The organism is Williamwhitmania taraxaci, assembly GCF_900096565.1.
Taxonomy (GTDB): Bacteria; Bacteroidota; Bacteroidia; order Bacteroidales; family Williamwhitmaniaceae; genus Williamwhitmania; species Williamwhitmania taraxaci.
This window is the reverse complement of the sequence record NZ_FMYP01000024.1, coordinates 23,303-49,311: the sequence shown is the minus strand read 5'-3', so window position 1 is coordinate 49,311 and position 26,009 is coordinate 23,303. Positions and strand designations below refer to the sequence as shown.

Sequence of the window (26,009 nt, the reverse complement as noted above, 5' to 3'; positions counted from 1 at the left end):
GGATAATGCGGGGACGACAGCGCATCCTAAAGCTCTTTTCGGCCAAGAAATACCACCTGCTGCTGGAGTGAAGCGGCCACGCTGCTGTGCCCAATGGGAAAGGTATGCCCGCGCCTCAATAGCTAGTAATTGAATACCTGACACTTACGGTTCGTTACGGTTTTTATTGTTGCAGGCTTCCAAAAAAGGAAGTTGCAAACCATAGGGGGAGCGAAAAACGGAAGAAGTGACGCAAAGAAGGGCTATGTCGAACCAAAAAAATGGCAAAATATCCACCAAGCAAACCTAAATACGCTAAGATTTAAAACCTAGCAATCGACCTGCGGATTTAAGGTAATAACAAAAAATACCTTTATAATAAAAATTGCATTGCCCTTAATAAATACAATAAAACTACACGGCAAACACTGTTAAAGAAGCATTGCCCAGGTTACACGGTGCTAACCAAATCAAATGTTGGAAATTCAGCCAGCATCTCAAACTGTTTGTCGGTTAAGGAGATTCGAGCTGCGTAGTGAGCGAGTCCATTGGTTATAGCCAGAAATGGAACCTGAAGGGTAATGTTGTAGCGAGCAACTTGAGCAAACACTTCATTAGTCAAGTTCACCGAAGGTGCTTTACATTCAACTAATAAAACCGGATTCCCAGTCTTGGAATAGGCAAGAATATCGCAGCGTTTGGTAAGCCCATTAAGTTTCAACTGCTGCTCTACCGAAATAAGCCCTTTGGGATAGCCCAACTGGTCTACCATGAAGTTTAAAAAATTTTGTCGAACCCACTCTTCGGGGGTTAATGACACAAACCGCTTCCGGAAAGAATCAAAAACCTCATGTCCATTAGCCACTTCCCGAATATTGAGGTTGCACGTGGGTAAATTCAACTCGATCATTACAAATCTTTATACCTTTCAAAGAAAAGAAAAACTGAAGAGAAAAAAAAATTTCATACTTTGCTACCCAAACACAAAAACAGAAAACCCATGGAGATCGTAACTAGAAAGCCAAACGATGCAGAAAAACGGCTAGCCCAAGACTGGACCATCTGGACGAAAGAGGTTTCAGAGTTCCCTTGGCATTACGACGAAAAAGAAACCTGCTATATACTCGAAGGTCAAGCAAACGTGATAGATACTGAGGGGAACAGCATAGTCTTTGGACCTGGAGATTGGGTTGAATTTCCAAAAGGAGTTAACTGCACATGGAAAATAAACTCACCCATTAAAAAACGCTATTTTTTCGGGTAATCATCTTACAACACAACAAGATCTTGCTCTTCTTTTCCGAAAACCAAGAAAGAGGAAAAGCGTTATCTTTGTTTAATAATTATAGAACGAGAATTTTATGAAGACAAAAGAAGAAATTGTGGAAAACTGGCTCCCTCGATATACAGGAATGAAACTCGAAGAGTTTGGCTCGCATATAGTGCTTACAAACTTCGGCTACTACTTGCACCTCTTTTGTGAATGGAATAATGTAGAGGTTGCTGATCCCACCGCCAACATGCCAGCTGTAACCGCCGGCAATATTACCATGATCAACTTTGGTATGGGTAGCCCCAATGCAGCCACCATCATGGACCTACTCTTTGCAGTGCATCCCAAGGCCGTTCTCTTTTTGGGCAAGTGCGGGGGGTTAAAGAAGAAGAATAGTCTTGGCGACCTAATACTACCCATTGCAGCCATTCGAAGCGATGGAACCTCCAACGATTACTTACCTCCAGAAATACCCGCTCTACCCGCCTTTAACATGCAGCGGGCGCTCTCTTCGGCTATTCGGAATAATGGAAGAGACTACTGGACCGGAACCGTATACACCACCAACCGTCGAGTGTGGGAATTCGACGAACGGTTCAAGAATTATCTCACAAAAACCAGAGCCATGGCCATCGATATGGAAACGGCCACTATCTTTGTGGTTGGTTTTGCCAACGAAATACCATGCGGAGCCTTACTTCTTGTATCGGACCAACCTATGATCTCGGACGGAGTAAAAACTTCGGCCAGCGACAAACGGGTAAGCGACAGCTTTGTGGAGGACCACTTAAGAATTGGATTAGAGGCCATGCACGAAATTATTAACAACGGTGAATCCGTAAAACACCTGAGATTCTAGAACTCTATGGCAAAAAATAATGCAGTAGGAGAATACCAACGAATTATAAAAGATCTGAAAGCAAAGATCTACAAGCCCATCTATGTGCTGATGGGAGAAGAGGCCTACTACATCGACCAAATTACCAATTACATTTCGGCAAACGTGCTATCGGATGCCGAGAAAGCGTTCAATCAACTCACCCTTTACGGAAAGGATGTGGATGCTGCTGCCATTATTAATGCAGCACGCAAGTTCCCAATGATGGGCACCCACCAAGTGATTATTGTTAAGGAGGCACAAAATCTGAAGGCAATTGGCGACTTGGATATGTATGTGCAAGCCCCCCAAAAATCGACCATCCTAGTAATTGCGGCAAAGCATAAGGCAATCGACAAGCGAACGAAATTCCTTAAGAAAGCCGCCGAAATTGGGGAGGTTTTTGAATCGTCGAAGCTGTATGATAGCGATATTCCGCAATGGATATCCACCTACCTGAAGGCGAAAGACATTACAATATCCGAAAAAGCTGCTTTTTTGCTGAAGGAGTACCTTGGAACCGATCTCTCTAAGATTGCCAACGAGCTGGAGAAACTCATGATTACCCTTCCTGCTGGAAGTAAGTCGATTAACGACGACAACGTTATTCAGAATATAGGAATAAGCAAAGATTATAACACTTTTGAACTCAACAAAGCTATTTCGAATAGGGATATGCTCAAGGGGCTCATGATTGCCGATTACTTTGCACGTAACCCAAAGGACAATCCAATGGTTCTCACAATTATCTCTCTATTCAATCACTTCTCAAAGTTATTGACCTACCACATGCTGAAGGACAAATCGAAGGAGAGCGTTGCCGCAAAGCTTAAAATAAACCCATATTTTGTGAACGATTACAAATCGGCTGCGCAAAACTTTTCTGCAACTAAAACAGTCCAGGTGATAAACCTGCTCCGTGAATACGATATGAAGTCGAAAGGTTGGGGAGGCAACACATCCTCCGACGGAGAGTTGCTGAAAGAATTACTCCTTAAAATTTTATACTAAAGAGCCACCATGATTAGCATAACGCTTATTATTCTCATAGTAACCATAGCCATTTCTTACTGGGGATTGACAAATAAAGAGGTATTCAACAAGCTAAGCCTGATACCTTACCGAACCATCCACAAGAAAGAGTACTATCGTGTTTTTACACATGCATTTCTACATGCCGATTACATGCACCTTGGGGTAAACATGTTTGTATTCTATTCCTTTGGTACTTACGTGGAGAATATTTTCAATCAGCTGCAAGAGAACGGGGTGATTAGATCGGCAGCAGTTACGTACCTCACCTTATACATTGGGGGCATAGTAATTGCAACCCTTACCTCCATAAAAAAGCACAAGGACAACCCTTACTACGTTTCCATTGGAGCCTCAGGAGCCGTTTCGGCAGTAGTATTCACCTCTATTTTTTTTGCCCCTTGGCAGATGCTCTACTTCTTTTTCGTAATTCCTATTCCAGGGATAGTATTCGGAGTATTATACCTGCTTTATACCACTTACATGAGTAAAAAGAGTGGTGACAATATTAACCACGACGCCCACTTAACCGGTGCTCTTTTTGGATTTCTTTTTCCTCTACTTATTAATCCAAAACTCTTTTTATACTTCCTAGCGGCACTAGGTCTATAACGATGCAAAAAGCTATTTTTCTAGACCGAGATGGGGTGCTCAACAGCGACGAGGGGCACTACTACGTTTATAGGGTTGACGATCTTATTTTGAACCCCGGTGTGATTGAGGCACTCTCGGCTCTTCAAGAAAAAGGATACCTGCTAATTGTGGTTAGCAACCAAGGAGGAGTTGGACGCGGTGAATACACTCGCCAACAGGTGAATGCCTTTCACGGGAAACTGGAGCAAATATTGGCTTCGGCCAGAGTTAAACTCACGGAGATATACTACTGTCCTCACCACGAATCTACAAGCAAGTGCCTCTGCCGCAAGCCGCAACCATTAATGATTGAGAAAGCTGTCGCACGCTACAACATTGATATCAAGGCCTCGTTTTTAATTGGCGATAGTCCTCGCGACATTGAAGCAGCCAAAGCCGCAGGTGTTAAGGGGATCCTCGTTAAGACTAACGGAAATCTGCTAGACGGTATTAAGGAAATCCCTTAATGGAAAATCCATCCACATACAAGAGCTGGTGCTGCTTAAACGGAGAGTTCTTCGACCCCGAGAAGCCACTTCTGACGCTTCAAAACAGAGGCTTCTGCTATGGGGATACTCTCTTTGAAACCCTTCATGCATTTGGAACCGAACCACGCCACTTCCAACTCCACTATCGCAGATTAATGGCCGGGATGGAGGTTCTCGGCATGCTAGTTCCCCCAGCCTTTGCCCAGGAGCAACTCTATGGATTAACGGTAAAACTGCTGAATAAAGTTAGAATTTTCACCAGTGCACGTGTAAGGCTTACGGTGTTCCGAAACGATGGTGGATTATACACCCCCGCCTCCGACGAAGTCTCTTTTACAATAGAAGCATCACCCTTGGAGCAACAAAAATACCTCCTTAACGAAAAAGGCATTTTTATTGACCTCTACCCAGAGATGGTTAAGCCCCAGAATATACTGTCGTCCTTTAAAACAGGAAACGCATTGCTCTTTGTTATGGCAGCGAGGTATAAGAAAAGCAACGGATTGGGCGATTGTATTATCCTCAACTCCGAAGGTAAGCTGGTGGAGGCTACCAGCTCCAACCTATTTCTGATTAAGGGCAAGAACCTTTATACGCCTCGACTTTCGGATGGATGCATCGCTGGGGTAATGCGCCAAAAAGTGATTGAATTAGCTCCAAAAATTGGATTAACGGTGAATGAAAACTGCTCATTGACAGAAGCAAACCTGCTAGCCTCAGACGAAATCTTCCTTACCAATGCTGTTTCGGGAATACGATGGGTAATGGGCTATCGGGATCGGCGATACTTTTGTTCCCACACCAAGAAGTTGAATGTAATGTTGAATAAAGAAACCTTCGAAATCTAGTTCATAATTGGGTTCTCAGGATAGTTGAGCCAAATCCGAAAATCGTCACCCAACCCTTCCACCGTCATTTTCCACAAATCATGCCCCGGCTGCATAATTGCTACCGCATCGAGCGTTGTTACAACCCAAGAATCTATAGATAACTCACTGATTAGCTGATCTCCAGTCCATCCAGAATAACCAAAGAAAAACTTTATCTGATGGGATTGCACGGCACCTTCCCGGATTAACCTTTTCAATTCATCAAAATCGCCTCCCCAAAAAAGGTCTTCGAATAGGTGTTTTGAACCGGGAACAAGTTCCCCAAGCGTATGTATGTAATGAACACTATTGGGGCTTACCGGTCCACCCACCGAAACATGGGATAAAAAAAGAGGAAAGCCATCCAGCAGTTCAGAAAGCGAGGCTTGAACTGGTTTGTTAAGAACGAATCCCACCGAGCCCTTCTCGTTGTGCTCAGTCAAAAGAATTACCGATCGGGAGAAATAAAAGTCGTTGAGAGAAGGATCAGAAACAAGCACCTTTCCTTCGGCAGGCTGAACCGGTGTATGATCAACCTTAAAAAAATTATGTTTTTCCAATTTCATGCACATTCAATTTCTTAAGCAAATTAATCTATTTTTCACACTTTACGAAGAAAAAGTCACTGAATATGTTACATATTTGAGTATTTGTGATAATTCTCAGCGTAGATGCAGAAAATAACACATTTTGCGTTGGCAAAAGGAATAATTGCTACTTTAAGGAAATTTTAATTATGAGCAAAATATTTTTCTCAGTCCTTTTGGGGTTAGTGTTCATCCTTTCACCGTTTTCAACTGCAGCTAATGGGCAGGAGCAATCCTTCAAGATCACTTCCCCTTGGTTCTTTGTAAAGGAGATCCCTGCTAAATTTGAGATCAGTTCAAAGAGAAACACTACTGTTGAAGATACCATACAAGCAATAATTACTACTCCCGATACTACCTATACCTTTTGTCTGATTAATGGAAGCGGAACCATCTCGGTGCCCATCCAACAAAAAGGAATAGTAACGGTGGAGATCTCCAACTATAAAGAGGAGATTGACGTAAATCCTATCCCGCTCTGGTTTTCGATAATACCACCACTGATAGCCATTCTGCTTGCCTTGCTGCTAAAAGAGGTTTATACAGCTCTTTTTTTGGGGATTATTATGGGAACAGCAGCAATGCACTTTTATTCCGGAAGTAACATACTAACCGCACTCTTCCAAGGGATCTTTACGTTTATCGACACCTACCTTATTCGAGCCATTGCCGACGTGGGGCACGCCTCCATTATTGTTTTTTCGCTGCTTATTGGAGCCATGGTAAGCCTTATTACTGTTAATGGAGGTATGAAGGGTGTGGTCGACGTATTGGCAAAAAGAGCTCGCTCGCCCCGTTCCGGACAAATGATTACTTACCTGCTTGGCATCGCCATCTTCTTTGACGATTATGCAAACACTATGGTGGTGGGCAATACCATGCGGCCGGTAACCGATCGCCTAAAAATATCGAGAGAGAAGTTGGCATACATAGTGGATGCTACCGCTGCACCGGTTGCCGCCTTAGCTCTCATAACCACTTGGATTGGCATTGAACTTAGCTACATTCAAGAAGGGCTCAACGCCATCAACATCGACGAGAGCGCATACTCTGTGTTCATTAAATCGCTCAACACCCGCTTCTACCCCATATTCACCATCATCTTCATGTTTATGATAATTTGGATGAAAAGGGATTATGGCTCTATGTACAAGTTCGAGATAATGGCTCGAGAAGCAAAGCCGGAGGAGGAACCACAAGCGAATAGCAATTCAACAACGCACCTTGAGGAGGTTACCGACAAGGCTCGATGGTATAATGCAGTAATTCCTGTTTTAGTAGTTGTGTTTGGTACCATCATAGCGCTATTCTATACTGGTTACAGTCCCGAAGTTTGGGACAATCAATCCATTACCTTTGGAACAAAGGTAATGGACACCATTGGGCGTTCAAACTCTTATACTGCGCTGCTTTGGGCATCGATTCTCGGAGTGCTTTGTGCCCTTGGTCTTACCCTTACCCAACGGCTGGTCAACCTGAACCGCAGCATGGAAGCCTTGATTGATGGAATAAAAACGATGCTTCCAGCTATTCTAATCCTAGTCATGGCTTGGTCGCTTGCCGCCATTACCATGGAGTTACACACGGCCAACTATATTAGCGGCCTGCTAATTAAGATGCAAGTTTCGCCTTACCTTATGCCGGCACTAACCTTCGTTTTGGCAGCAGCAATTGCCTTTTCAACCGGAACGTCGTGGGGAACAATGGCAATTCTTTACCCACTAATTCTACCGGCCAGCTGGCTGATAAATCAGCAAAACGGGCTGTCCTACGATACGTCCATCAACCTATTCTATGGAGTTATCTCTTCGATCCTTGCCGGTGCGGTTTTTGGCGACCACTGCTCCCCGATCTCCGACACCACCATTCTAAGCTCACTGGCATCGGGATGCAACCACATTAACCATGTAAAAACCCAAATGCCCTACGCTCTAACCGTTGCAGGTGTATCGCTTTGTATCGGCATCATTCCCTCAGCTTACGGTGTATCAACATGGATTCTTTACCCAGTGGGAACACTTATCATGTGGGCAATAATCAGGAAAGTTGGGAAGAAAACCTAGATACTTTCTTTTAACGTAATTTTACAAAGAAAAGTAAAGTCGGACGATGAGCCGACTTTACGTTCAAAACCGTGAAATAAGCACTAGTAAAGTTCCGGATATCGCTTTGGATTACCCTCGTGCATAATGGCATAGATGGCCTCAAATACATCCTCCGAGTTGGGGTTGGAGAAGTAATCACCATCGGTTGTGTAAGCCGGACGATGCTCCTTAGCTGTTACTGTACGAGGCTCAGAATCGAGGTAACGAAAACCCTTCTGCTCCTCGAGTACCTTCTGCATCATGTAGGCAGTAGCCCCACCCGGAACATCCTCATCGAAAAAGAGAATGCGGTTGGTTTTCTTAAGCGATTCCAAAATAACCCCACCGGTATCGAAAGGAAGCAATGTTTGCGCATCAATAAGTTCGACAGAAATTCCAAAGTCGACCAGCTGATCCACCGCATCTTGCGCAATCCTTACACAGGAGCCGTAGGTCACCAATGTGATATCGGTTCCCTGAGTTAATACCTCAGGAATTCCCAACGGCACAGTATATTCGCCAAGATTATCGGGGCGTTTCTCCTTTAGTCTGTATCCGTTGAGCGGCTCAATTACTAAAGCGGGATCATCGGACTGTAGCAGAGTATTATACATACCAGCTGCTTGGGTCATGTTGCGTGGAACGCAAACGTACATTCCTCGAATGGAGTTTATTACCATACTCAGCGGTGAGCCCGAATGCCAAACTCCCTCCAACCTATGACCTCGGGTGCTAATAATCAATGGGGCTTTTTGTCCGCCCTTGGTGCGCCAGAGCAAGGTGGAGACATCGTCGCTTAGCGTTTGCAGACCATAGAGAAGGTAGTCGAAGTATTGAATTTCGGCGATAGGTCGTAGCCCTCGAAGCGCAAGGCCTAACCCCTGCCCAATGATGGAAGTTTCGCGAATACCGGTATCGGTAACCCGCAGTTCTCCAAACTTTTCCTGAAGACCCTCGTAGGTTTGGTTTACACCACCAATTTTGCCCACATCCTCACCAAAAACCACCAGTTTGGGGTATTTGGCAAAAAGAATATCGTAGTTATCGCGGATAATCTCCCTTCCATTTACCATAGGCGACGATTCAGAGAAGATTGGCGCAATCACCTTCTGCACTAGAGCAGAACGCTCGTTTTCGCAATAAAGAAGTGTGCTATACCTATCCTTTCCATCCTCGATGCTTGCGCGCAACCAAGTACCCAAATCATCCTGCAACTTTTCACGGATGGAGCAATCGGTGCAAACATGTCTTAGTATCCGCTTGGCAGTGCTGAGGTTGTCCTTGCGAATAGGAAATGCAATACGCTTCAACTCTTGGGTGAGCAACCCCACCTTATCTACCTTCTCTCGCTTGCAGATACAGGAGCGATTATCAATAATTTTAACCAGTGCATCGCGCTCGGCCTTAATAGGTTCAGTGTATTTTTTCCAAGCAGCGTTCTTGGCAACCTTCGCTTCAGTCTCCGTTTTCAGTATTATTACATCGAGTTCCTCGGCTGTGGCAATGCCTTCGGATTCGATCCACTGCCTAAATTTCAGCAGACAATCGAACTCCAACTCCCATGCAAGTCGCTCCTTACTCTTATACCGCTCATGCGAACCGGATGTAGAGTGTCCTTGGGGTTGGGTCAACTCAACCACATGAACCAATGCAGGAACGTGCAGTTTCCTCGATTTGTCCACCGCTTCGGCATAAGCCTCCACCAGTTTAGAATAGTCCCAGCCGTTAACCTTATAAATTAGCATACCGCTCTTGTCGCCCTTGCCCTTCTCAAAGCCTTTTAGCGCTTCGGAGATGCTACTTTTGGTGGTTTGAAGGTCGCGCGAAACTGAGATTCCATAACCATCATCAAAAACCGACATAACCAGCGGCACCTGCTGCACCGCGGCAGCATTCATCACCTCCCAAAAGTGGCCTTCGGAGGTACTAGCGTCGCCTATGGTTCCAAAGGCAACTTCATTTCCATTTTCAGTAAAGTTCTTCTCCCCATTTATCTCCTTAATGTTTCTATAGAGCTTAGAGGCATAAGCCAATCCAAGAAGTCGCGGCATTTGACCTGCGGTGGGTGAAATATCGGCCGAAGAGTTCTTTTGGGCCATAAGGTTTTTCCAGCTACCGTCGGGGTTAAGGCTGCGCGTGGCAAAGTGGTTATTGAAGACTCGTCCAGCGTTTCCCGGATTCTGCTCCACCTCAGTTTGGCCATAAAGCTGGGCGAAAAACTCCTCTGCCGAATAGATACCAGAAGCCATCATCCAAGTTTGGTCGCGGTAATAGCCCGAGCGCCAATCGCCGTTGTGAAAATTCTTAGCCAGAGCCAGCTGCGCAAGCTCCTTCCCATCGCCAAAAATTCCAAATTTCGCCTTCCCGTTGAGCACCTCTTTGCGCCCAAGCATAGAGAGTTGCCGGCTAAGCCATCCAATATAAAAATCGTTTAAAATCTCTTCCTTACCCAATTTTGCCATGGAGAATATATTTTGAAGAAGTGAGGTAAATCCGTTTTGTAACCGTTTTCGGTAGTCACTACATAAACCCGAAGATAAGGTTTTTGTTTAACGTTTTTGGAGGTAAACAGGAAGAAATGAAAGGAGTAAGAACGGTTAATTCAATCGAGGGTATGCCGACGTCGGTCTTCAATCTCCAAATTTCCGACGAAAACCACTATCTTTACAAAAAAAATGGTTGCATTAAAACTAATTGGTATTGCGTCATTGCTTATGGCATTTGTAGTAATAGGGCTAGGTTTTAACATATTTTTCCTCAAGAAAAAATTTCCAGAGACAGAGGTTGGGCACAACAAGGATATGCGCAAGCGCGGAATTAAATGTGCCCGCACCGAGGAGATGCTGCTGCTGAAAAAGTTGGGTAAGCGTCCAGCCAATGAGAACTGCGAATCGTGCCATGGTGAATGTCCTATCTTTGCCGACGAACCAAAACTATAGCCCTTTCGAACATTTTTCAATTTGGGAGGTTAGTAGAAAAAAGATTTCAAATGGTAGCGATAAAACTCATTGTCATAGCAATTGTGGTGATGGCCATATTCATGGCAGCCATGTCGATACGGCTTCTGTTCAAGAAAAACGCAAAATTTTCGGGAGGCTCCTGCAGCAGTAGTCCAACGCTTGACGGCAAGGGCACATCGTGTGGTTGTGGGGGAGGCAGTTGTTCGACCGAAAAATAGCCAACGACTAAAAACAAAAACGCCCATCGGTAAGCCGGTGGGCGTTTTGTTAAATACCTACTGCAAGGACAAAATGTCTGCGTAATCGGTAGTATTACTTCACAAAGGGAGCTCCAAAAGGAAGCACGGTCTTTCCGGCCAAATCGTTGATAATGATGGCACCCATCATGTACCAAGCAGCAAGGGCACAGAAGATTAGTTCATAACCTGCAACCACGTTGAAGATAGGGTCGCCAAAATGACCAATAATCAGGAGTAGGAAACCCACAACTAATAGTCCAAAGGTTATTGCCATAGCCTTGTGCACTCGTAGCGAGGCCACAAACATGATAATAGTGTAGAGCATCCAAGCAAGGAGGTAGTATCCAACATCGGAGCTGCTCGACTTGTATACATCAAAGAAGTTGAGCACCCAAATAATGCCAAGTCCAATCCAGAACGAGCCATAGCCAACAAAGGCGCTATATCCAAAGTTATTACCCATTTTCTGCTCCTGAAAACCAGCAATCATTTGAGCCAATCCACCAAAGATGAATCCCATGGCAACCACAGGACCAAGGCCCATTATGCCAATGTTGTGGAACTGAAGAAGAAGTGTAGTTAATCCGAAGCCAGCGAGGCCTACAACGGCGGGGTTAGCATTCTTTTTTTCCATTTGAGTCGAGTTGTTTTAAATTTGGCCAAAGATAGATATTTGCGCAACAAATTATTGCATGGTGCATTAGAGCACAAGAAATAACTTAGCAATAATATTTCAGCACAATTAATGTTGATTGTATCCTTGGCGCCACAGAATAATTATAAGCATTAAAACAGGGATAGAACCTTGAATGAGTACAACCGCACAAACCATATTACACAGAAAAAGGCGCTCTTAGATGGATGTACTATTCATGTTTTCTATTTCTGTATAGGGTTTGTCTATAGCATTCTACTCGTCCTTAGAACAGTGGCAACAAGCACTACTCCCAGGGTTAGACAATGGTAAATGGCCCTTCGGACAACAAAATTAATTATTCAAGGAATGGCCTAAAATGCCCAGCCAAATTTGAGCAACTCAAAATCTAAAATATATTCGTTATCGTCATCCATACTCAGAATTCCACTGGCAAACTTGTTGCTTTCGCCTACAATGTACCGGCCAAAACTAATACTTGTGCCCCAGTATAAACCTCGGTAGGAAAAAATCCGATACCCTATACCTACACCCACGCCTAGTTTGCTTTCGTCACTTTTGGTATTGGTAACTGAACTGCCGAATAGGTAATCCTCACCCAAGGTCCCTTTTAAGTAAGCATAGCGTGCAAATGCACTCAAATAAAATCCATTTTGGGTATTGCCTAGAAAATACCTGAAGTGGCAATCTACAGTAATATCGATTAAATCGCCAGACTCCTTTTGACCTTGAATGTAAAACGGTATGGATACTTCGGCTTGCCGGTTTATATTGAATAGCGAAACGCCACCGCTTACGGTAGGATAACTATCGATCATGAGTAAACGAAAAAAATTAAACTCTAACCCCACCTTTTTTTCAGCTAGTGGTGAGTTTTTACTCTCGGCATACATCTTCTTCTGAAAATTGTATATGGAATCGATCTTTGCAGAAGTTGAAATGGTATCCTTAACCTGCGCATTTAGTAGCAATGGAACGCATGCAACAATTACGACTAGGCCTCTTTTAAATATCGAAATCATCTCATAGGAGTAGGTGAGTTGTTTTTCAAAACCATCACTTTGCGCTATCGCAACGCAATACAAATCTAAACTTTTTTATGGTGATACCATTCCTGAAAAAGGCAAAAAGTATCCGATGAGAAACAGAGATACACTATACCAATTTTACATCCCCGCCCCCTGCAGCTCGCTCAAATTTCGGTAGAGCCCATTCTCAAGTTGCAGCAACTCCTCATGAGTGCCCTGCTCCACAATGCTCCCTTGGTTGAGAACCAAAATCATATCGGCTTGGCGAATGGTAGAGAGACGATGGGCAATAACAATGGAGGTGCGGCCGTGCATCAACTTCTCAAGCGCATCCTGCACCAGCCGCTCCGATTCGGAGTCGAGCGAAGAGGTGGCCTCGTCGAGGATAAGAATTCTTGGATTTTTAAGCACAGCACGGGCAATAGCAATGCGCTGCCGCTGACCACCCGAAAGTTGCGTGCCACGCTCGCCCACCAGCGTTTCAAGCCCCTCGGGAAACTGGCTAATAAACTCCCACGCATTTGCCTGCCGAGCTGCCTGCTCCACCATAGCTTCGGTAGCGTTAGGTTTTCCATAGGCAATATTATCTCGGATGGTACCACCAAAGAGAAAGATATCCTGCGGCACAATGGCCATTTGGCTCCTCAGCACCGAAATGGGAAAAGCGCGGCCATCTTTCCCATCGAATAGAATCATACCAGAAGAAGGCTCGTACAGCCGGAGCAGCAGTGAAACAAGCGTACTTTTACCAGCACCGCTTGGACCGACTAATGCCACGAGTTTGTTGGGAGGAATAGTTACCGAAATGTCTTTCAGAACCTCCATGTCGGTGCGCGAAGGGTAGGTAAACGAAAGGTTTTGCAGCTGAATTCCACCATGCAGCAAATGGTCGCAGGCAGGTGTTACCACCTCCTCAACAGGCTCTATCTCCTCATTGAATATTTCGAGTAGATCTTCCGTAGCACCAATAAATTTTTGCACGCGCGAAAACACATCGGCCATACCGCCAATGGTTCCACCAATAAAGCCCGAGTAAATCACAAACGAGAAGAGTTCGCCAGTAGCCAGTTCGCCCGTACCCAGCATAAGCGCCCCTTGCCATATTACGGCCACCATAGCCCCAAACAACCCGAGAATCACAAACGAGGAGAAGGCACCGCGCAACTTTCCATTCTTAATACCTGTGATGGCAATCTCCTTGGTGATGAGCTGGTAGCGCAGCATCTCAAAAAACTCGTTGGTAAAAACCTTCACGCTCTGAATACCCTGCAGCGTCTCCTCTACCACAGTATTGCTCTCGGCGACCTGGCTCTGGGCCTGCTTACTTAACTTACGGATATACCGACCAAACACCACCACCAGCACCATGATAAGTGGCAAAATGGCCAGCATAAAAAACGTCAGTTTATAGCTGGTGAACATCAGCAGCGTAATACCACCGATAATGATAATTAACTGCCGAATAAACTCAGCAAGAGTTGTAGTGAGGGCATCTTGCAGCAGCGTAATGTCCGAAGAAATCCGGCTATTTAACTCCCCCACCCTGCGGTGCTGAAAAAATTTCATAGGAAGCCGAATGAGATGGTTGAAGGTGCTTTGCCGAAGATCGGCCAAAGTTTTCTCGGCCACTTGAGTAAAGAGCACCACCCTAAAGTAGGAAAATAGCGACTGAGCAACCAACACCGCAATAAGCAGAAGGGCAATACGGTTAATTTCGTGCGCCAAATCGCCCTTGTGGCCAAAGTCCACCAACTCGCCAAGCAGCTTAGGAAAAGCCAAACTGGCTAAGCTGGAACCCAGAAGAAAAAGCAGCCCAATACCATACTCTACCCGGTAGGGTTTCAGGTAGCGGTAAAGTTTAAACAGATTTCGTAAACCGGGCAGGGATATTTTCTTTTTGGGCACTTCATAAGTCATGGCAAAGGAATTTTAGCTATTCCGAAGCAACAGGAAACAACGAGCGATGTTCAGAAAAACGAACAAAACATAAAGTAAAACGATTAAATAATTTACATGTTTCATTTTGCCGTTAAAGTAAATGTGATTTACTTTGTGAAGTATAATTTTCATGCCAGGAAATTAAAATCGGTTGGCATATGCTAAGAATGGGTGAACGGATAAGGAATAGGCGGGAAAACCTGAACATTCAAATAAATGATCTGGCCAGCACCATAGGCGTTACACCAAGCCTAATATCGCAGATAGAGAGGGCAAAGGCGTTCCCATCAATAGTTACACTGAAGAAGATAGCCGATGCCTTGCAAACAACCGTAGGCAACTTGATTGGGGAAAACGAGACCTACATGAAGAAGCCGGTGGTGACATTTTCGGAGAAGAAGTTGGTCCAAGCCAACGAGAGCGGTGCCACGCTTTACTTGTTGTCGCACCACGATCAGCAAAAGGTAATGGAACCGCACCTAATTGTTTTTGCACCCAAAACCAGCTCCGAGAACCTGTTAAATGCTACGGTAGGGCAGAGTTTTTACCATATTCTGAAAGGGAACCTCAAAATCGAGATGAATTTTCAGGAGTATCTACTCGGCCAGGGCGATAGCTTTTACGTCAACTCGGGGTATAAGCACACGATATATAACATAGGCGACAGCGAAGCCAATCTGCTATGGATTTCGAGTCATCCTACTCTTTAAAACACTATACCAACCTAAAATAGAAGCAAAATGAACAAGAAAGTTGTAATAATCATGGGATCGAAAGCCGATCTAGATTGGGCAAACCAGATAGCCACGGTGCTCAATAGTTTTGAAATTGAAGCGGTACTGAGAATCGCCTCGGCCCATAAGGTTCCGCTGAAGTGCTACAACCTAATAAAGGAGTATGAGAAAGAGAATGTGGTATTCATTACCATAGCAGGAATGAGCAATGCCCTAAGCGGCTTTACCGATGCCCAAACGCATTGTCCAGTTATTGCCTGCCCTCCTTACAGCGATAAGTTTGGAGGCACCGACCTTTTCTCAAGCGTTCGTATGCCATCGGGAGTTGCACCATTAACGGTACTAAGTCCTGAGAATGCAGCCTTGGCCGCGGCAAAAATTATTGCACTAAGCAACGAGGATGTTCGCGCTATGATTGTTGCCTACCAAAACAAAAAAAGGACAGAACTAGAAAAAGCCGACGACGAACTGCAAAAAAACAGGTTGGCATAGCTGTGGCGGTTGTAAAAAACGGAGGACAGTAGTATCCGTTACAACCTTGCCCATTGGTTTATAAAATCTACTCTCTCAAATATATTGCATAGCCACTAACAAACATTACAGATCAGATTAATGGTATCACAAGCACAAATTGATGAGGCGGCACGGTTAATACGGGAAGGCGAACTGGTTGCCTTCCCCACCGAAACGGTTTACGGATTGGGAGCAAACGCACTTAATCCTGAGGCGGTAGCTAAGATTTTCATAGAAAAAGAACGGCCTTCATTCGACCCGCTAATCGTACACATTTGCAAAATTGAAGACTTAGCGCTGCTTTGCGAGAAGATGGATGAGCGAGTTTTAGCCCTTGCTGCCAAGTTTTGGCCCGGTCCACTAACCATAGTTCTACCTCGCAGCAATTTAGTTCCCGACATTGTATCGTCCGGACTGCCAACTGTTGCCATTCGAATGCCAAACAATGAAATAGCGCTAAAACTTATTGCCGCAGCGCAATGTCCGATTGCCGCCCCTAGCGCAAACAAATTTGGAAAACTGAGCCCAACAAAAGCACAGCATGTAAGAAAGCAATTCCCCTTACTCCCTTGCATATTAGATGGTGGGGCAACCAGCGTTGGAATAGAATCTACCGTTATTGCCATTGAAGATGATGGCTTTAAAATTCTTCGTCCCGGAGTAATTACCCGGCAAGAGATCGAAACGGTTCTGCCCTACTCCACTAGCCCTGTGAAAAACGACCCCTTCTTTGCCTCGCCCGGATTGCTAAACTCGCACTACAGTCCAAACAAACCACTTTACATTGAAGGCGATTATCAGCCAATGGCCGACACGACCAATGCCGGGTACATCTCTTTCACTGGGATGGGTGGCGAAGGCTACAAGCGGGTGGAGTATCTATCGCATACTGGGAATTTGAGTGAAGCAGCGACAAATCTCTTCCGAACGCTGCACAGCCTCGAGGAGTCCGATGTCACCTTTATTGTTGCCGAGCCAATCCCCCTGCAGGGAATTGGGGTGGCCATAATGGATCGCCTAAAAAAAGCAGCTTACCGATTTACGAAAAACGAATCATCGCCCGATAAAGAGCCATAAACAATAGGATTATCGAGCAAAAGACACGCCATCCTTCTTTTTAAAACTATCGAATGAAGAGTTATATGTAGCACCTTAAAATATATACCCATGAAATCGGCAAAGTACAATAACATTTTCAAACTCAACAAAGAGTGGGTTTCGAGAAAGAACAAGGAGAACGAGAATTACTTTTCCGATTTCAGCGAATCGCAATCACCCGATTTCCTATACATAGGATGTTCTGATAGCAGGGTTCCCGCAAACAAAATTACAGGGCTAGAGATTGGAGATCTATTTGTGCACAGAAATATCGCAAACATAGTTTCAAACAACGACTTAAACGTGCAATCGATCATTCAGTATGCGGTTGAGCAATTGAACGTAAAGCATATTGTTGTGTGTGGCCATTACGGATGTGGCGGTGTTCAAGCGGCTCTCAAACAGGAATCTTTTGGTCTGCTCGACAATTGGCTAAGAAACATAAGAGATGTGTACCGTATGCATTATTGCGAATTGGAAAAACTGCCCAACATCGATGTAAAAATAAACAGGCTTGTAGAGTTGAATGTAGTAGAACAGTGCAAGAATATCATAAAAACTTCTTACGTTCAAAAGAGTTACATTCAGAAGGGATACCCTACGGTACATGGATGGATATACAACATGCAAAACGGTGAGTTAGTAGATATGGATATTGATTTTAAGACAATACTCGCCGATGTTCAAAGAGTATACAGGCTCGAATAAAACACTCAAACGGCAAGTTGCGCATAGTAATCAGGATTGACCGCCTCACTCCTACAAAAGACCAACAATTCGGCGAAGAATAGCCACAATACAAAAAAAGCCCGTGCATTGTTGCACGGGCTCTATCATTTAGGAGTGATTACAGTTTAATAAACTGCTTCTTGATAGCTTCCTTCTCCTCGTCAACCGAAATAATGTAAACGCCCTTTGCAAGGTCACTTACATCAACATCGGTATCGCGTCCGTTAATAGGTAGAACCTTAACCATTGCACCACGCATATCGTAAATGCGCATCATTACATTACCCTCGATACCATTTAACTGAATGGTAACTTGGTTTGATGCTGGGTTAGGGAATACAGTGAAACTCGAAGGATCTTCATTCCCAAGTTGAGAAGCAAAAGGATTATCGATACCAGGAGCACCTGCAGCAGCAGTTACACTAACGGTATAGTCTTCCACCTCACCATAGGAGAATGCCTCACAAGCGGTTGGTGCAGCATTGTACTTCATGCTCACGCGCATGCGGGTATTTCCAAGAAGAGCAGTTGTTGGAATAGCAACGCTGTAGGTAAGGGTTGTGGCCAGTTTTGAAGAACCAGAAGCAACCAACTCAGCAGCATCGAAAGTACCATTTTGGTTAAAGTCAATCCAAACAGCAAAAAACTCAGTGTAAGCAGTGCTCTTGAAACCAGCGCTTAGGTAAATAGAAACCGAAGAACCGCGAGCTACACTACCCACCAATGCGGTATTGTCTTTGTAACCAGCCTCTGCACCTGATGTTCTGTTGATTCCAGCAAATTGAACTAGATCAATCCATTCGTCTGTAACACTATTACCCTTTGATGTGCAATAGGTAATAGTTTGATTAACTGTTGTAAAACTTTGCTGAGCACCATAAGATGTTCCATTCGAGTTAGTTGCATAAGCCCTTACATAGTAAGTTGTATTAGCCGCAAGACCCGAAACATTCGCAGTAAACGAGCCTGTACCACTGCCACTTGCAACAGTAGAACTAGCGGTTGTTGGATTGGCAGAAGTCCCATAGCAAATTCCTCTAGCACTTACAGTAGCACCGCCATCAGCAGTTACGTTACCACCACAAGTTGCAGCAGTTGCAGTTACAGCAGAAACAGACGAAGTAGTAACGGTAGGAACAGTTGACGCAGTAGCAGCACTGATCGAAACATTATCAATATACCAAGCATCAATTTGGTAGAGGTTACCATCCACAACAAAAGCAATGTAGGTAGTTGCAGAGTTAAGGCTGCTGGTGATGGTGGTATTTACAGTAATAGGACCAACATTAGCATTGGAAACCGAAGCCAACGACCAAGTTGCATTAGTCCAGTTTACCTTATCGGTAGAAGTTTGAATACGAAGAGTTGCACCAGCGCCATAGTCGTCAAACATATGCTTAAAGCTCAAAGTCAACTGAGAAACGCCTACAGTGTTAATAGCGGGAGTAATAACTCTAGTTGTAGCAGGGCTCAAGTTCACATAAGTGCACTTTAACTCGTAAGCAGAACCACCCGCATTAGCGGTATTAGACATTGACCAACGCTCGGTTATACCAGTTCCTACATTTTGGGTAGCCCATCCGGAAGGAAGAGTTGATGTTCCAAAATTTTCAGTAACAGGAAGAGTCAACGAAGAAGGATTAGCCGAAGTAGTAAAGCTTTGCTGAGCACCATAGGTAGTTCCAACCGAGTTTACCGCCTTCACTCTGTAGTAATAGGTAGTATTATTAGCAAGGCTTGCAAGTGCAGCAGAAACAGCCGTTGCCGAAGCACCGGTTACTGAAGCAGGAGAAGCATTTTCAGTTGAACCGTAGCTGGTTGTTGTGCCATACTCAAAGGTAACGGTAGTAGTTGCATTGTTTGCCGTTACGTTTCCGTTAAGCGTTGCGCTAGTGGTAGAAATACTGGTAGCAGCATTTGTTGTTGCTGTAGGAGCAGTTGCGGTTGTAGCGCCACCCATAAAGGCAAAGGTGATAACCTTTGTTGTGGTGTTTTCAGCAATAGCAGTAATAGGTTTAGCTGTATTTGCAGCTGCCCACGACTTCATGTTAGGAGTAGTAGCATCGGTAAACGAGGTCTTTGCACCTGTTCCAGGGAAAGGACATCCACCACCATTAATAGTTCCGTAAGTAGCAGCAGTAGAACCAGGATTGCTAGTAGCACTTGCACATACTGGATACATTTTCTGTGGGTAGGTTGCGTTGATGTTATTGCTCGTAGAAGCAGAAGCAACACCACTATTAACGTGATATATCATCAGACCATGACCAGGAAGATAGGCGTCGAATCCGGCTTGTTGGCGATTTTCAATAAGCCAGTATTCGCCCGAGGTAGCCGAGTTAATCTGGTAGAAACTTTGGTTACCAATAACAGGATTAACGGTAACGTTAGTTGCAGCAGAAAGAACGGTAGCCGTAGCCCAGCCGTATACCTTCACCTTGCTGTAAGCGTTGTGGTGAGCAGGAGTAAGACCGTTGTTGTTCCATGAACCTGCAGCCATCATATCCCAATCACCAGTACCGTCAAATTGACCTCCAGTAGCATAGTTTGTATCATAGTAATCAGGTGCGCCTAAAACGTGACCAAACTCATGGCAAATAACGCCAATGCCAGTAAGGGTAGTTCCGCTTGATCCCATTAACTCTGGTGAACAAGAATACTTGCTAATGGTTTTTCCATCCTTAGTAACTGTTGGAATATTCCATGCGTGCGACCAAATACAGTTTGCAGCGGCACCAGCCTCTTCGCCATAACCGGCAAATAAAACGTAAACACCATCAACTGCACCATCGCCGTCGTTGTCAAAATCGGCGAAATTTACAGATGCATCAGCTGCATTAACGCCTTCAGTTACAAGTTCGCGAGGATACATATCATTACCACTTGCATCATTGGACCCGTAGTAGCTTAAATTATTTGCAGCAGTATAAGGACCTGCAACGGTAACTGTAAGGTTAAACTGATTCCAGGAGTTTTCGTTGTAATAATCTTTTACAGAACCAGTAGCACCACCAGCCGAGTAACCAACTTGGTTGAAAAGGTTGTTGATGTCGGATTGGGTTTTGGTAAAGGCCTTGTCCTTAAAGCCCATCAAGATACAGATCAACTTGCGAGCGCCCGTTGTTGGGAAAGCACGCTGCTGTGCATTTTGCTTAGCACGTATCTGCTTAATTTGCTTAATAAGACCGACTTGACTTTCGCTGAAACCGATACCCTTTTGAGTGTTCTGTAAAAGGGCTACCTCATTGCTCTTGCGGCGAGCAACATCACTTGCCTTGACGCCTGAAGGAATAGCGTCGCCTTTGCTATCGATAACGGCATACTCAAATTCACCCTTGGCGTTATACAAAAGAGTATAACCATCAGTAGTTTGAGCCCACTTACTGTTCTCATCACCACGCATAATCAAGGTTACAGTTGTGCCGTCGGCTTGAGTGAATTTCACAGGCTTTGGATAAGCAGGAACTGCCCATGCTTGGTTAAACATCATGCCTGCTAATAAGAAGCAAAGGCTAAGCAATAGAATTTTTCTCATTGTCTTAAGTTGTTAGGTTAGAAATTAGGGTTTTTGGGTATTAAAAAAAAAGAAATAGTTATAGTGATATTCTTTAGGGTTTCAGAGTGGAGATAATCATTTTTTTAAGAAACGGCCGATTTCATTGAGTATTCGTCGCATTTTTCAAGAAAATCGTGATACAATTTATGACAATTTTTGAAAACACCAAGACATTCTGCAATTATTTTTTTGACGAACGGTGTTTTTTTGAAATAATTACCGGTTTCAAAAATTCAAATCATGGAAGAAGTTAATAAAATCAGACAATACGCGAGACAGTCTATATCCAGAAGAAGAGACTACATCACCTTGTTTATATAGCAAAAGAGGCGGCAAAAATGCCGCCTCTTAAATTGTCTATATCACCAAATCCTAAAACAGCACAATAGCCTTAACAGTTAATTCATTGGGAAGCGAAGCCACTGTTGGCTTCACATAGTCAAAGCCACTATAGTCTTTGCTTGTATCAAGATTCAAAAGAAAACCACCATCGAATGAACTTGCAGTTATGTAGAGACCATCATCTTGGTTGAAATCGGCAGCCTTAAGTTTGCTGGATTTGCGCAAATCTTTCACGGTATTACCTACACTTATTCCCTCTGGAGTTGTGTATTTTGGATCGTATATTACAATTCGAAAGACCGTATTGAGGGACGCTCCATTTGGTCCGGCATTAAAGGTATAAAGCAGTTTCTTCCCCTCAAAAGCACGATACTCAACTTGAGCAGGTTCACCTTCATAGGCAGGAATTATTGCCTTTTCAACAACAATCCCCTTACCACTTGCCTTCTCAACAGCCTTCTGCAATGGCATCCCAATTTTAATGCGCTCTACCGCCTTATGTCTAGGCAATCCAACTACTGATCGTTGCTGATTACAGCCGACGAGTAGCAGAAGTGCTAGCACAATCAAAGAATTTTTCATTCTAAATACTTAGGTGTGATGATTAAAATGGGTTGCAGATAGCCCTGCAACAAGCATTAAATAAGAGATAACGACTAAGAAGCCTAATCCTCCTCAATAATAAATTTTTTTGCTCCTTCGGTTGCTAGTGTTTTATAAACACCTTGAGCATCGGTGTAAACAAAAATTGCATCGACACCCTTCAACGTGGATATCATATCTCTTGCTTTATCGATACCTACAACCATAAATGCAGTGGCAAAAGCATCGGCAGTACCACAATCGTCGGCAATAACGGTAGCGCAGAGCAAAGTGTGTCTTACAGGAAATCCACTCTTAGGGTCAATTGTATGCGCATATTTAACACCATTCTCTTCGTAGAACTTGCGGTAGTTTCCAGAAGTAGCCACCGATTTCCCAGATAGGGCCAAAAGGAATTGGAAAGTTTCACCAGGGATTGCATTATCTACTGGTTTATCGACTCCAATAACCCACTCCTTTCCTTTTGAATTAAGACCATTGGTGCGAATCTCCCCTCCAATCTCTACCATGTAGTTCATTATCTGTTTGCTTTCGAGGAACTCAGCAACAACATCGGATGAGTAACCCTGAGCTACGGCGTTAAGGTTGATAAACATTCTCGGGTCGGCCTTAATAAGACTGCCATTCTCCAAACGAATCTTCTCCATTCCCACCAAAGCCTTTAGGCTGTCAACCATGGCGCTATCGAGCTTAACCTTGTTTTTGAATCCAAAACCCCACGCTTCGGCCAAGGGACCGATAGTAATATCAAAGGCCCCATTGCTTTTCTCCCATACCATACGAGAAAGGTTAAAAACCGCAGTAAAATGTTTGTCGGCACGAACGGTTGTATCGTTACTATTGATACGCGAAACAATAGAGTTGGCGTTATAAATGGAGCAGGAGGTATCAAAATCAGCCAATAGAGAATCAATTTCGCGCTGATAATTAAAATTAGAATCGGCTTGATAGGTAATAGAGTAGGTAGTTCCCTGAGCAAAGCCATTTATAGAAATGTAGTGCTTTGGTTGTTGACAGGAAAATAGAGTTAGCCCAATAGCGGCAAGCATAATAAATCGCTTCATAGTAAACAGTGTTAGTTGCCAACTGCCAACAATTCGGGCAATTGTAGAAATTGCACTCCGTGGATTTCGTGCAAAGGTAAAGTATTTGAACGCGGTAGTTACGATAAGTTACTAAAAAACTTGGGCCGGGAAGAATCCCAGCCCAAGTGGATTGGAGTTAGCCTCCAAAATCGTCATATGCAATCATTTCATCGGGAACGCCCAAATCGTAAAGCATTTTCTGAATGGCATCGTTCATCATAGGAGGACCACAGAGGTAATATTCAATATCCTCAGGAGACTCTTGTAGCGAGAGGTAGTCCTTATAAATCACCTGATGGATGAATCCGACAGGGCCAGTCCAGTTATCCTCCTTCTTTGGCTCCGATAGAGCAATATGAAATGTAAAATTCGGAAATTCCTTTTCGATGGCGCGAAATTCCTCCTCGTAGAAAATTTCACGTTTCGAACGCGCACCATACCAAAAAGTTGCCTTTCTTCCAGTTCTCAATGTATTGAAGAGGTGGAATATATGCGACCGCATTGGGGCCATACCGGCACCACCGCCAATAAACATCATCTCATTGTTGGTATCTTTAATGAAGAACTCCCCATATGGGCCCGAAAGGGTAACCTTGTCGCCCGGCTTTCGCGAGAAAATAAAGCTGGAGCAAATACCGGGATTCACATTCAAGAAAGCACCTTTTGGCCGATCCCATGGTGGAGTAGCAATACGAATATTGAGCATTACAATATTACCTTCGGCTGGATGATTGGCCATGGAGTAAGCGCGGAAAGTTTCCTCGGAATTTTTAGTCTTTAAATCCCACATCTTAAGCTTATCCCAATCTTCACGGTATTCTGCTTCTATGTCGAACTGATTGAACTCGATAAGATCATACTTTGGTACGTCAATTTGAACATACCCACCCGAACGAAAATCGAGTCGCTCGCCTTCGGGCAATTTCACGACAAACTCCTTAATAAAGGTAGCCACATTGCGATTGGAAACAACCTCACACTCCCATTTTTTTATTCCAAGCACTTCTTCGGGAACATGAATCTTCATATCCTCACGAATTTTCACTTGGCAGCCTAACCGCCAATGGTTCTGTTGTTGCTTCCGTGTAAAGAAGGAGGTTTCAGTAGGAAGGATACTCCCGCCCCCCTCAACAACTTGGCATTTACACATACCACAAGTACCTCCACCCCCACATGCCGAAGGAAGAAATATTCCATTACTGCCAAGTGTGCTTAGTACCGATGATCCGGACTCTACCTCGAGTTCCTTCTCATCGTTGATGGTAAGTTTCACATTACCTGTAGTGGTTAGCTTCGACTTTGCGTAGAGCAGTATCGAAACTAGAGCCAAGGTAACCAGCAGGAATATCACCACGCCGGACTCAACTACAATGGCATCAATTTTTAAAAGCATCATTGTGTCTGTATTTTTCAATTACAACTGAATACCCATAAAGCTCATAAATGCAATACCCATAAGCCCGGTAACAATAAAGGTGATCCCAAGTCCGCGAAGTGGTTCAGGCACATTGGAGTATTTTAGTTTCTCCCGAATGGCAGCTAAGCTAATAATTGCCAAAGCCCAACCCAACCCAGATCCTAGAGCAAAAACGCTTGCTTCTCCTAATGTTCCATAATCGCGCTCTTGCATAAAAAGTGAGCCCCCCAAAATCGCACAGTTAACGGCAATAAGTGGAAGAAAAATCCCCAACTGATTATAGAGCGATGGCGAAAACTTTTCGACTAACATTTCAACGAGTTGAACCATGGATGCGATTACAGCAATAAACATGATAAAGCTAAGGAAACTTAGGTCAATGGTTTCGTAACCCGGCCCCAGCCAACTAAGGGCACCTGCAGTTAACAGATACTTATTTAAGAGGTAATTAACCGGAACGGTTATTACTTGTACAAAGACAACCGCCACCCCTAACCCGGTAGCCGTTTTCACAGTTTTCGACACAGCAAGATAGGAGCACATACCTAAGAAGTATGCGAAAATCATGTTGTCGATAAATATAGACTTGACGAATATGCTAAACAAATGTTCCATATCTCAATTGGTTAGATGGAATTATTTTTTCTCAATTAGGCTTCGATTAAAGGAGCGATGAACCCATATAATAACTCCGAGCAGTATAAGTGCCATTGGAGGAAGGATCATCATACCGTTATTTTCATAGAAGCCACCATTCTTTGTAAGTATGGACGCAGGGATAACGTTGTATCCCCAAATGGAACCAGAACCAAACAACTCCCGAAAAAATGAAACTACAATTAAAATAAGACCATATCCGGCCCCATTCCCAATTCCATCGAGAAACGAAGGCCAAGGTTTATTTCCAAGGGCAAAGGCCTCGAGTCGGCCCATAATTATACAGTTGGTGATAATAAGGCCCACAAACACAGAAAGTTGCTTGCTTACATCGTAAACAAAGGCCTTTAGAACTTGATCGACCAAGATTACCAATGCCGCCACAACCACCAGTTGAACAATAATACGGATGCGTGAGGGTATGGTGTTCCTCATATACGAAATAATGAGGTTGGAAAATGCAGTAACAACCATAACTGAAACAGCCATAACTAAGGCTGGCTTCATTTTTACGGTAACCGCAAGAGCCGAACAAATACCTAGCACTAGAACAGAAACAGGGTTTCCAGAGTTAAGTGGATCTGTCAGCAGTTTTACGTTTTTTGCTGAAAAAAGCGATTCTTTTTGACTCAT

At 44.0% G+C, this 26,009-nt stretch carries 25 protein-coding genes; 13 read left to right on the top strand and 12 right to left on the bottom strand.

The genetic code is table 11. The features are described 5' to 3' along the window. Positions 1 to 430: 430 nt before the first annotated feature. The gene (locus BLS65_RS08045) at positions 431 to 889 is read right to left on the bottom strand and encodes a type I restriction enzyme HsdR N-terminal domain-containing protein (protein ID WP_092437759.1); all 459 of its coding nucleotides are present in this window, start codon (positions 887 to 889) and stop codon (positions 431 to 433) included. On the opposite strand from BLS65_RS08045, the gene BLS65_RS08040 reads away from it, so the two are divergent. From BLS65_RS08040 to BLS65_RS08015, 6 genes are all read left to right on the top strand, one after another. After that, on the top strand, positions 875 to 1,243 hold the full coding sequence (locus BLS65_RS08040) for a cupin domain-containing protein (protein ID WP_092437757.1): 369 nt from the start codon (positions 875 to 877) through the stop codon (positions 1,241 to 1,243). The genes BLS65_RS08045 and BLS65_RS08040 overlap by 15 nt on opposite strands. 97 nt (positions 1,244 to 1,340) lie before the next feature. After that, complete coding sequence (locus BLS65_RS08035) at positions 1,341 to 2,111, top strand: AMP nucleosidase (protein WP_092437755.1); 771 nt, start codon at positions 1,341 to 1,343, stop codon at positions 2,109 to 2,111. A 6-nt stretch (positions 2,112 to 2,117) separates the two neighbouring features. After that, positions 2,118 to 3,140, top strand: coding sequence for a DNA polymerase III subunit delta (gene holA, locus BLS65_RS08030; protein WP_092437753.1), 1,023 nt, complete (start codon positions 2,118 to 2,120; stop codon positions 3,138 to 3,140). A gap of 9 nt (positions 3,141 to 3,149) precedes the next feature. Continuing rightward, positions 3,150 to 3,773, top strand: a complete 624-nt coding sequence (locus BLS65_RS08025) for a rhomboid family intramembrane serine protease (protein WP_092437751.1) — start codon at positions 3,150 to 3,152, stop codon at positions 3,771 to 3,773. A gap of 2 nt (positions 3,774 to 3,775) precedes the next feature. After that, entirely contained in the window at positions 3,776 to 4,261 is a 486-nt protein-coding gene (locus tag BLS65_RS08020) for a D-glycero-alpha-D-manno-heptose-1,7-bisphosphate 7-phosphatase (RefSeq protein ID WP_092437749.1), read from the top strand. Next, positions 4,261 to 5,130, top strand: a complete 870-nt coding sequence (locus tag BLS65_RS08015) for an aminotransferase class IV (RefSeq protein ID WP_092437747.1) — start codon at positions 4,261 to 4,263, stop codon at positions 5,128 to 5,130. The genes BLS65_RS08020 and BLS65_RS08015 overlap by 1 nt, the downstream gene beginning before the upstream one ends. On the opposite strand, the gene BLS65_RS08010 is transcribed toward BLS65_RS08015, so the two are convergent. Beyond that, positions 5,127 to 5,717 (bottom strand): YqgE/AlgH family protein, encoded by a 591-nt coding sequence (locus BLS65_RS08010; protein ID WP_170830038.1) that lies wholly within the window; start codon positions 5,715 to 5,717, stop codon positions 5,127 to 5,129. The genes BLS65_RS08015 and BLS65_RS08010 overlap by 4 nt on opposite strands. 170 nt (positions 5,718 to 5,887) lie before the next feature. On the opposite strand from BLS65_RS08010, the gene BLS65_RS08005 reads away from it, so the two are divergent. Further along, a complete protein-coding gene (locus BLS65_RS08005; RefSeq protein WP_125869809.1) occupies positions 5,888 to 7,801 on the top strand; it encodes a Na+/H+ antiporter NhaC family protein in 1,914 nt (637 codons plus the stop codon). 83 nt (positions 7,802 to 7,884) lie between these two features. Here BLS65_RS08005 and BLS65_RS08000 read toward each other — a convergent pair whose 3' ends face one another. Further along, the gene (locus tag BLS65_RS08000) at positions 7,885 to 10,284 is read right to left on the bottom strand and encodes an alpha-ketoacid dehydrogenase subunit alpha/beta (RefSeq protein WP_092437741.1); all 2,400 of its coding nucleotides are present in this window, start codon (positions 10,282 to 10,284) and stop codon (positions 7,885 to 7,887) included. 213 nt (positions 10,285 to 10,497) lie between these two features. Between BLS65_RS08000 and BLS65_RS07995 the strand changes: the two genes are divergently transcribed. Together BLS65_RS07995 and BLS65_RS07990 are read left to right on the top strand one after the other, a co-directional pair. Beyond that, a complete protein-coding gene (locus BLS65_RS07995; protein WP_092437739.1) occupies positions 10,498 to 10,761 on the top strand; it encodes a hypothetical protein in 264 nt (87 codons plus the stop codon). 50 nt (positions 10,762 to 10,811) lie between these two features. After that, positions 10,812 to 11,000: a hypothetical protein gene (locus BLS65_RS07990; RefSeq protein ID WP_092437737.1), complete on the top strand. Its 189-nt coding sequence runs from the start codon at positions 10,812 to 10,814 to the stop codon at positions 10,998 to 11,000. Between the two features lie 94 nt (positions 11,001 to 11,094). On the opposite strand, the gene BLS65_RS07985 is transcribed toward BLS65_RS07990, so the two are convergent. From BLS65_RS07985 to BLS65_RS07975, 3 genes are all read right to left on the bottom strand, one after another. Then, entirely contained in the window at positions 11,095 to 11,655 is a 561-nt protein-coding gene (locus tag BLS65_RS07985) for an acetate uptake transporter (protein ID WP_092437735.1), read from the bottom strand. A 374-nt stretch (positions 11,656 to 12,029) separates the two neighbouring features. Next, a complete protein-coding gene (locus tag BLS65_RS07980) occupies positions 12,030 to 12,761 on the bottom strand; it encodes a hypothetical protein (RefSeq protein WP_125869808.1) in 732 nt (243 codons plus the stop codon). Positions 12,762 to 12,842: 81 nt separating this feature from the next. Beyond that, positions 12,843 to 14,621, bottom strand: coding sequence for an ABC transporter ATP-binding protein (locus tag BLS65_RS07975; RefSeq protein WP_092437731.1), 1,779 nt, complete (start codon positions 14,619 to 14,621; stop codon positions 12,843 to 12,845). A gap of 179 nt (positions 14,622 to 14,800) precedes the next feature. On the opposite strand from BLS65_RS07975, the gene BLS65_RS07970 reads away from it, so the two are divergent. The 4 genes from BLS65_RS07970 to BLS65_RS07955 all read left to right on the top strand — a co-directional run bounded on the left by BLS65_RS07970 (position 14,801) and on the right by BLS65_RS07955 (position 17,695). After that, positions 14,801 to 15,352, top strand: a complete 552-nt coding sequence (locus BLS65_RS07970; RefSeq protein WP_092437729.1) for a helix-turn-helix domain-containing protein — start codon at positions 14,801 to 14,803, stop codon at positions 15,350 to 15,352. A 30-nt stretch (positions 15,353 to 15,382) separates the two neighbouring features. After that, complete coding sequence (locus tag BLS65_RS07965) at positions 15,383 to 15,868, top strand: AIR carboxylase family protein (protein WP_092437727.1); 486 nt, start codon at positions 15,383 to 15,385, stop codon at positions 15,866 to 15,868. Positions 15,869 to 15,988: 120 nt separating this feature from the next. Next, a complete protein-coding gene (locus tag BLS65_RS07960) occupies positions 15,989 to 16,966 on the top strand; it encodes an L-threonylcarbamoyladenylate synthase (protein ID WP_092437725.1) in 978 nt (325 codons plus the stop codon). Between the two features lie 90 nt (positions 16,967 to 17,056). Then, positions 17,057 to 17,695: a carbonic anhydrase gene (locus tag BLS65_RS07955; RefSeq protein WP_092437723.1), complete on the top strand. Its 639-nt coding sequence runs from the start codon at positions 17,057 to 17,059 to the stop codon at positions 17,693 to 17,695. A 139-nt stretch (positions 17,696 to 17,834) separates the two neighbouring features. On the opposite strand, the gene BLS65_RS07950 is transcribed toward BLS65_RS07955, so the two are convergent. The 6 genes from BLS65_RS07950 to BLS65_RS07925 all read right to left on the bottom strand — a co-directional run bounded on the left by BLS65_RS07950 (position 17,835) and on the right by BLS65_RS07925 (position 26,009). Next, complete coding sequence (locus BLS65_RS07950) at positions 17,835 to 21,251, bottom strand: M6 family metalloprotease domain-containing protein (RefSeq protein WP_092437721.1); 3,417 nt, start codon at positions 21,249 to 21,251, stop codon at positions 17,835 to 17,837. Positions 21,252 to 21,644: 393 nt separating this feature from the next. Continuing rightward, positions 21,645 to 22,196, bottom strand: a complete 552-nt coding sequence (locus tag BLS65_RS07945) for a hypothetical protein (RefSeq protein WP_125869807.1) — start codon at positions 22,194 to 22,196, stop codon at positions 21,645 to 21,647. 83 nt (positions 22,197 to 22,279) lie between these two features. After that, entirely contained in the window at positions 22,280 to 23,281 is a 1,002-nt protein-coding gene (locus BLS65_RS07940) for an FAD:protein FMN transferase (protein ID WP_092437717.1), read from the bottom strand. A gap of 157 nt (positions 23,282 to 23,438) precedes the next feature. Then, positions 23,439 to 24,698: an NADH:ubiquinone reductase (Na(+)-transporting) subunit F gene (gene nqrF / locus BLS65_RS07935; protein WP_092437715.1), complete on the bottom strand. Its 1,260-nt coding sequence runs from the start codon at positions 24,696 to 24,698 to the stop codon at positions 23,439 to 23,441. 18 nt (positions 24,699 to 24,716) lie between these two features. Continuing rightward, positions 24,717 to 25,334, bottom strand: coding sequence for an NADH:ubiquinone reductase (Na(+)-transporting) subunit E (nqrE, locus tag BLS65_RS07930; protein WP_092437713.1), 618 nt, complete (start codon positions 25,332 to 25,334; stop codon positions 24,717 to 24,719). 21 nt (positions 25,335 to 25,355) lie between these two features. After that, a complete protein-coding gene (locus BLS65_RS07925; RefSeq protein ID WP_092437711.1) occupies positions 25,356 to 26,009 on the bottom strand; it encodes an NADH:ubiquinone reductase (Na(+)-transporting) subunit D in 654 nt (217 codons plus the stop codon).

What these genes read in the sequence shown, in the direction of transcription:
- BLS65_RS08035 (WP_092437755.1), top strand. Translation starts at nt 1,341, where the DNA reads ATGAAGACAAAAGAAGAAATTGTGGAAAACTGGCTCCCTCGATATACA.
- BLS65_RS08025 (WP_092437751.1), top strand. Translation starts at nt 3,150, where the DNA reads ATGATTAGCATAACGCTTATTATTCTCATAGTAACCATAGCCATTTCT.
- nqrF (WP_092437715.1), bottom strand. Translation starts at nt 24,698, where the DNA reads ATGATGCTTTTAAAAATTGATGCCATTGTAGTTGAGTCCGGCGTGGTG.
- BLS65_RS07950 (WP_092437721.1), bottom strand. Translation starts at nt 21,251, where the DNA reads ATGAGAAAAATTCTATTGCTTAGCCTTTGCTTCTTATTAGCAGGCATG.
- BLS65_RS07995 (WP_092437739.1), top strand. Translation starts at nt 10,498, where the DNA reads ATGGTTGCATTAAAACTAATTGGTATTGCGTCATTGCTTATGGCATTT.
- BLS65_RS08000 (WP_092437741.1), bottom strand. Translation starts at nt 10,284, where the DNA reads ATGGCAAAATTGGGTAAGGAAGAGATTTTAAACGATTTTTATATTGGA.
- nqrE (WP_092437713.1), bottom strand. Translation starts at nt 25,334, where the DNA reads ATGGAACATTTGTTTAGCATATTCGTCAAGTCTATATTTATCGACAAC.
- BLS65_RS07985 (WP_092437735.1), bottom strand. Translation starts at nt 11,655, where the DNA reads ATGGAAAAAAAGAATGCTAACCCCGCCGTTGTAGGCCTCGCTGGCTTC.
- BLS65_RS08005 (WP_125869809.1), top strand. Translation starts at nt 5,888, where the DNA reads ATGAGCAAAATATTTTTCTCAGTCCTTTTGGGGTTAGTGTTCATCCTT.
- BLS65_RS07990 (WP_092437737.1), top strand. Translation starts at nt 10,812, where the DNA reads ATGGTAGCGATAAAACTCATTGTCATAGCAATTGTGGTGATGGCCATA.
- BLS65_RS08020 (WP_092437749.1), top strand. Translation starts at nt 3,776, where the DNA reads ATGCAAAAAGCTATTTTTCTAGACCGAGATGGGGTGCTCAACAGCGAC.
- holA (WP_092437753.1), top strand. Translation starts at nt 2,118, where the DNA reads ATGGCAAAAAATAATGCAGTAGGAGAATACCAACGAATTATAAAAGAT.
- BLS65_RS07965 (WP_092437727.1), top strand. Translation starts at nt 15,383, where the DNA reads ATGAACAAGAAAGTTGTAATAATCATGGGATCGAAAGCCGATCTAGAT.
- BLS65_RS07960 (WP_092437725.1), top strand. Translation starts at nt 15,989, where the DNA reads ATGGTATCACAAGCACAAATTGATGAGGCGGCACGGTTAATACGGGAA.
- BLS65_RS07975 (WP_092437731.1), bottom strand. Translation starts at nt 14,621, where the DNA reads ATGACTTATGAAGTGCCCAAAAAGAAAATATCCCTGCCCGGTTTACGA.
- BLS65_RS08015 (WP_092437747.1), top strand. Translation starts at nt 4,261, where the DNA reads ATGGAAAATCCATCCACATACAAGAGCTGGTGCTGCTTAAACGGAGAG.
- BLS65_RS08010 (WP_170830038.1), bottom strand. Translation starts at nt 5,717, where the DNA reads ATGAAATTGGAAAAACATAATTTTTTTAAGGTTGATCATACACCGGTT.
- BLS65_RS07970 (WP_092437729.1), top strand. Translation starts at nt 14,801, where the DNA reads ATGCTAAGAATGGGTGAACGGATAAGGAATAGGCGGGAAAACCTGAAC.
- BLS65_RS07955 (WP_092437723.1), top strand. Translation starts at nt 17,057, where the DNA reads ATGAAATCGGCAAAGTACAATAACATTTTCAAACTCAACAAAGAGTGG.
- BLS65_RS07945 (WP_125869807.1), bottom strand. Translation starts at nt 22,196, where the DNA reads ATGAAAAATTCTTTGATTGTGCTAGCACTTCTGCTACTCGTCGGCTGT.
- BLS65_RS07940 (WP_092437717.1), bottom strand. Translation starts at nt 23,281, where the DNA reads ATGAAGCGATTTATTATGCTTGCCGCTATTGGGCTAACTCTATTTTCC.
- BLS65_RS08045 (WP_092437759.1), bottom strand. Translation starts at nt 889, where the DNA reads ATGATCGAGTTGAATTTACCCACGTGCAACCTCAATATTCGGGAAGTG.
- BLS65_RS07925 (WP_092437711.1), bottom strand. Translation starts at nt 26,009, where the DNA reads ATGAGTCAAAAAGAATCGCTTTTTTCAGCAAAAAACGTAAAACTGCTG.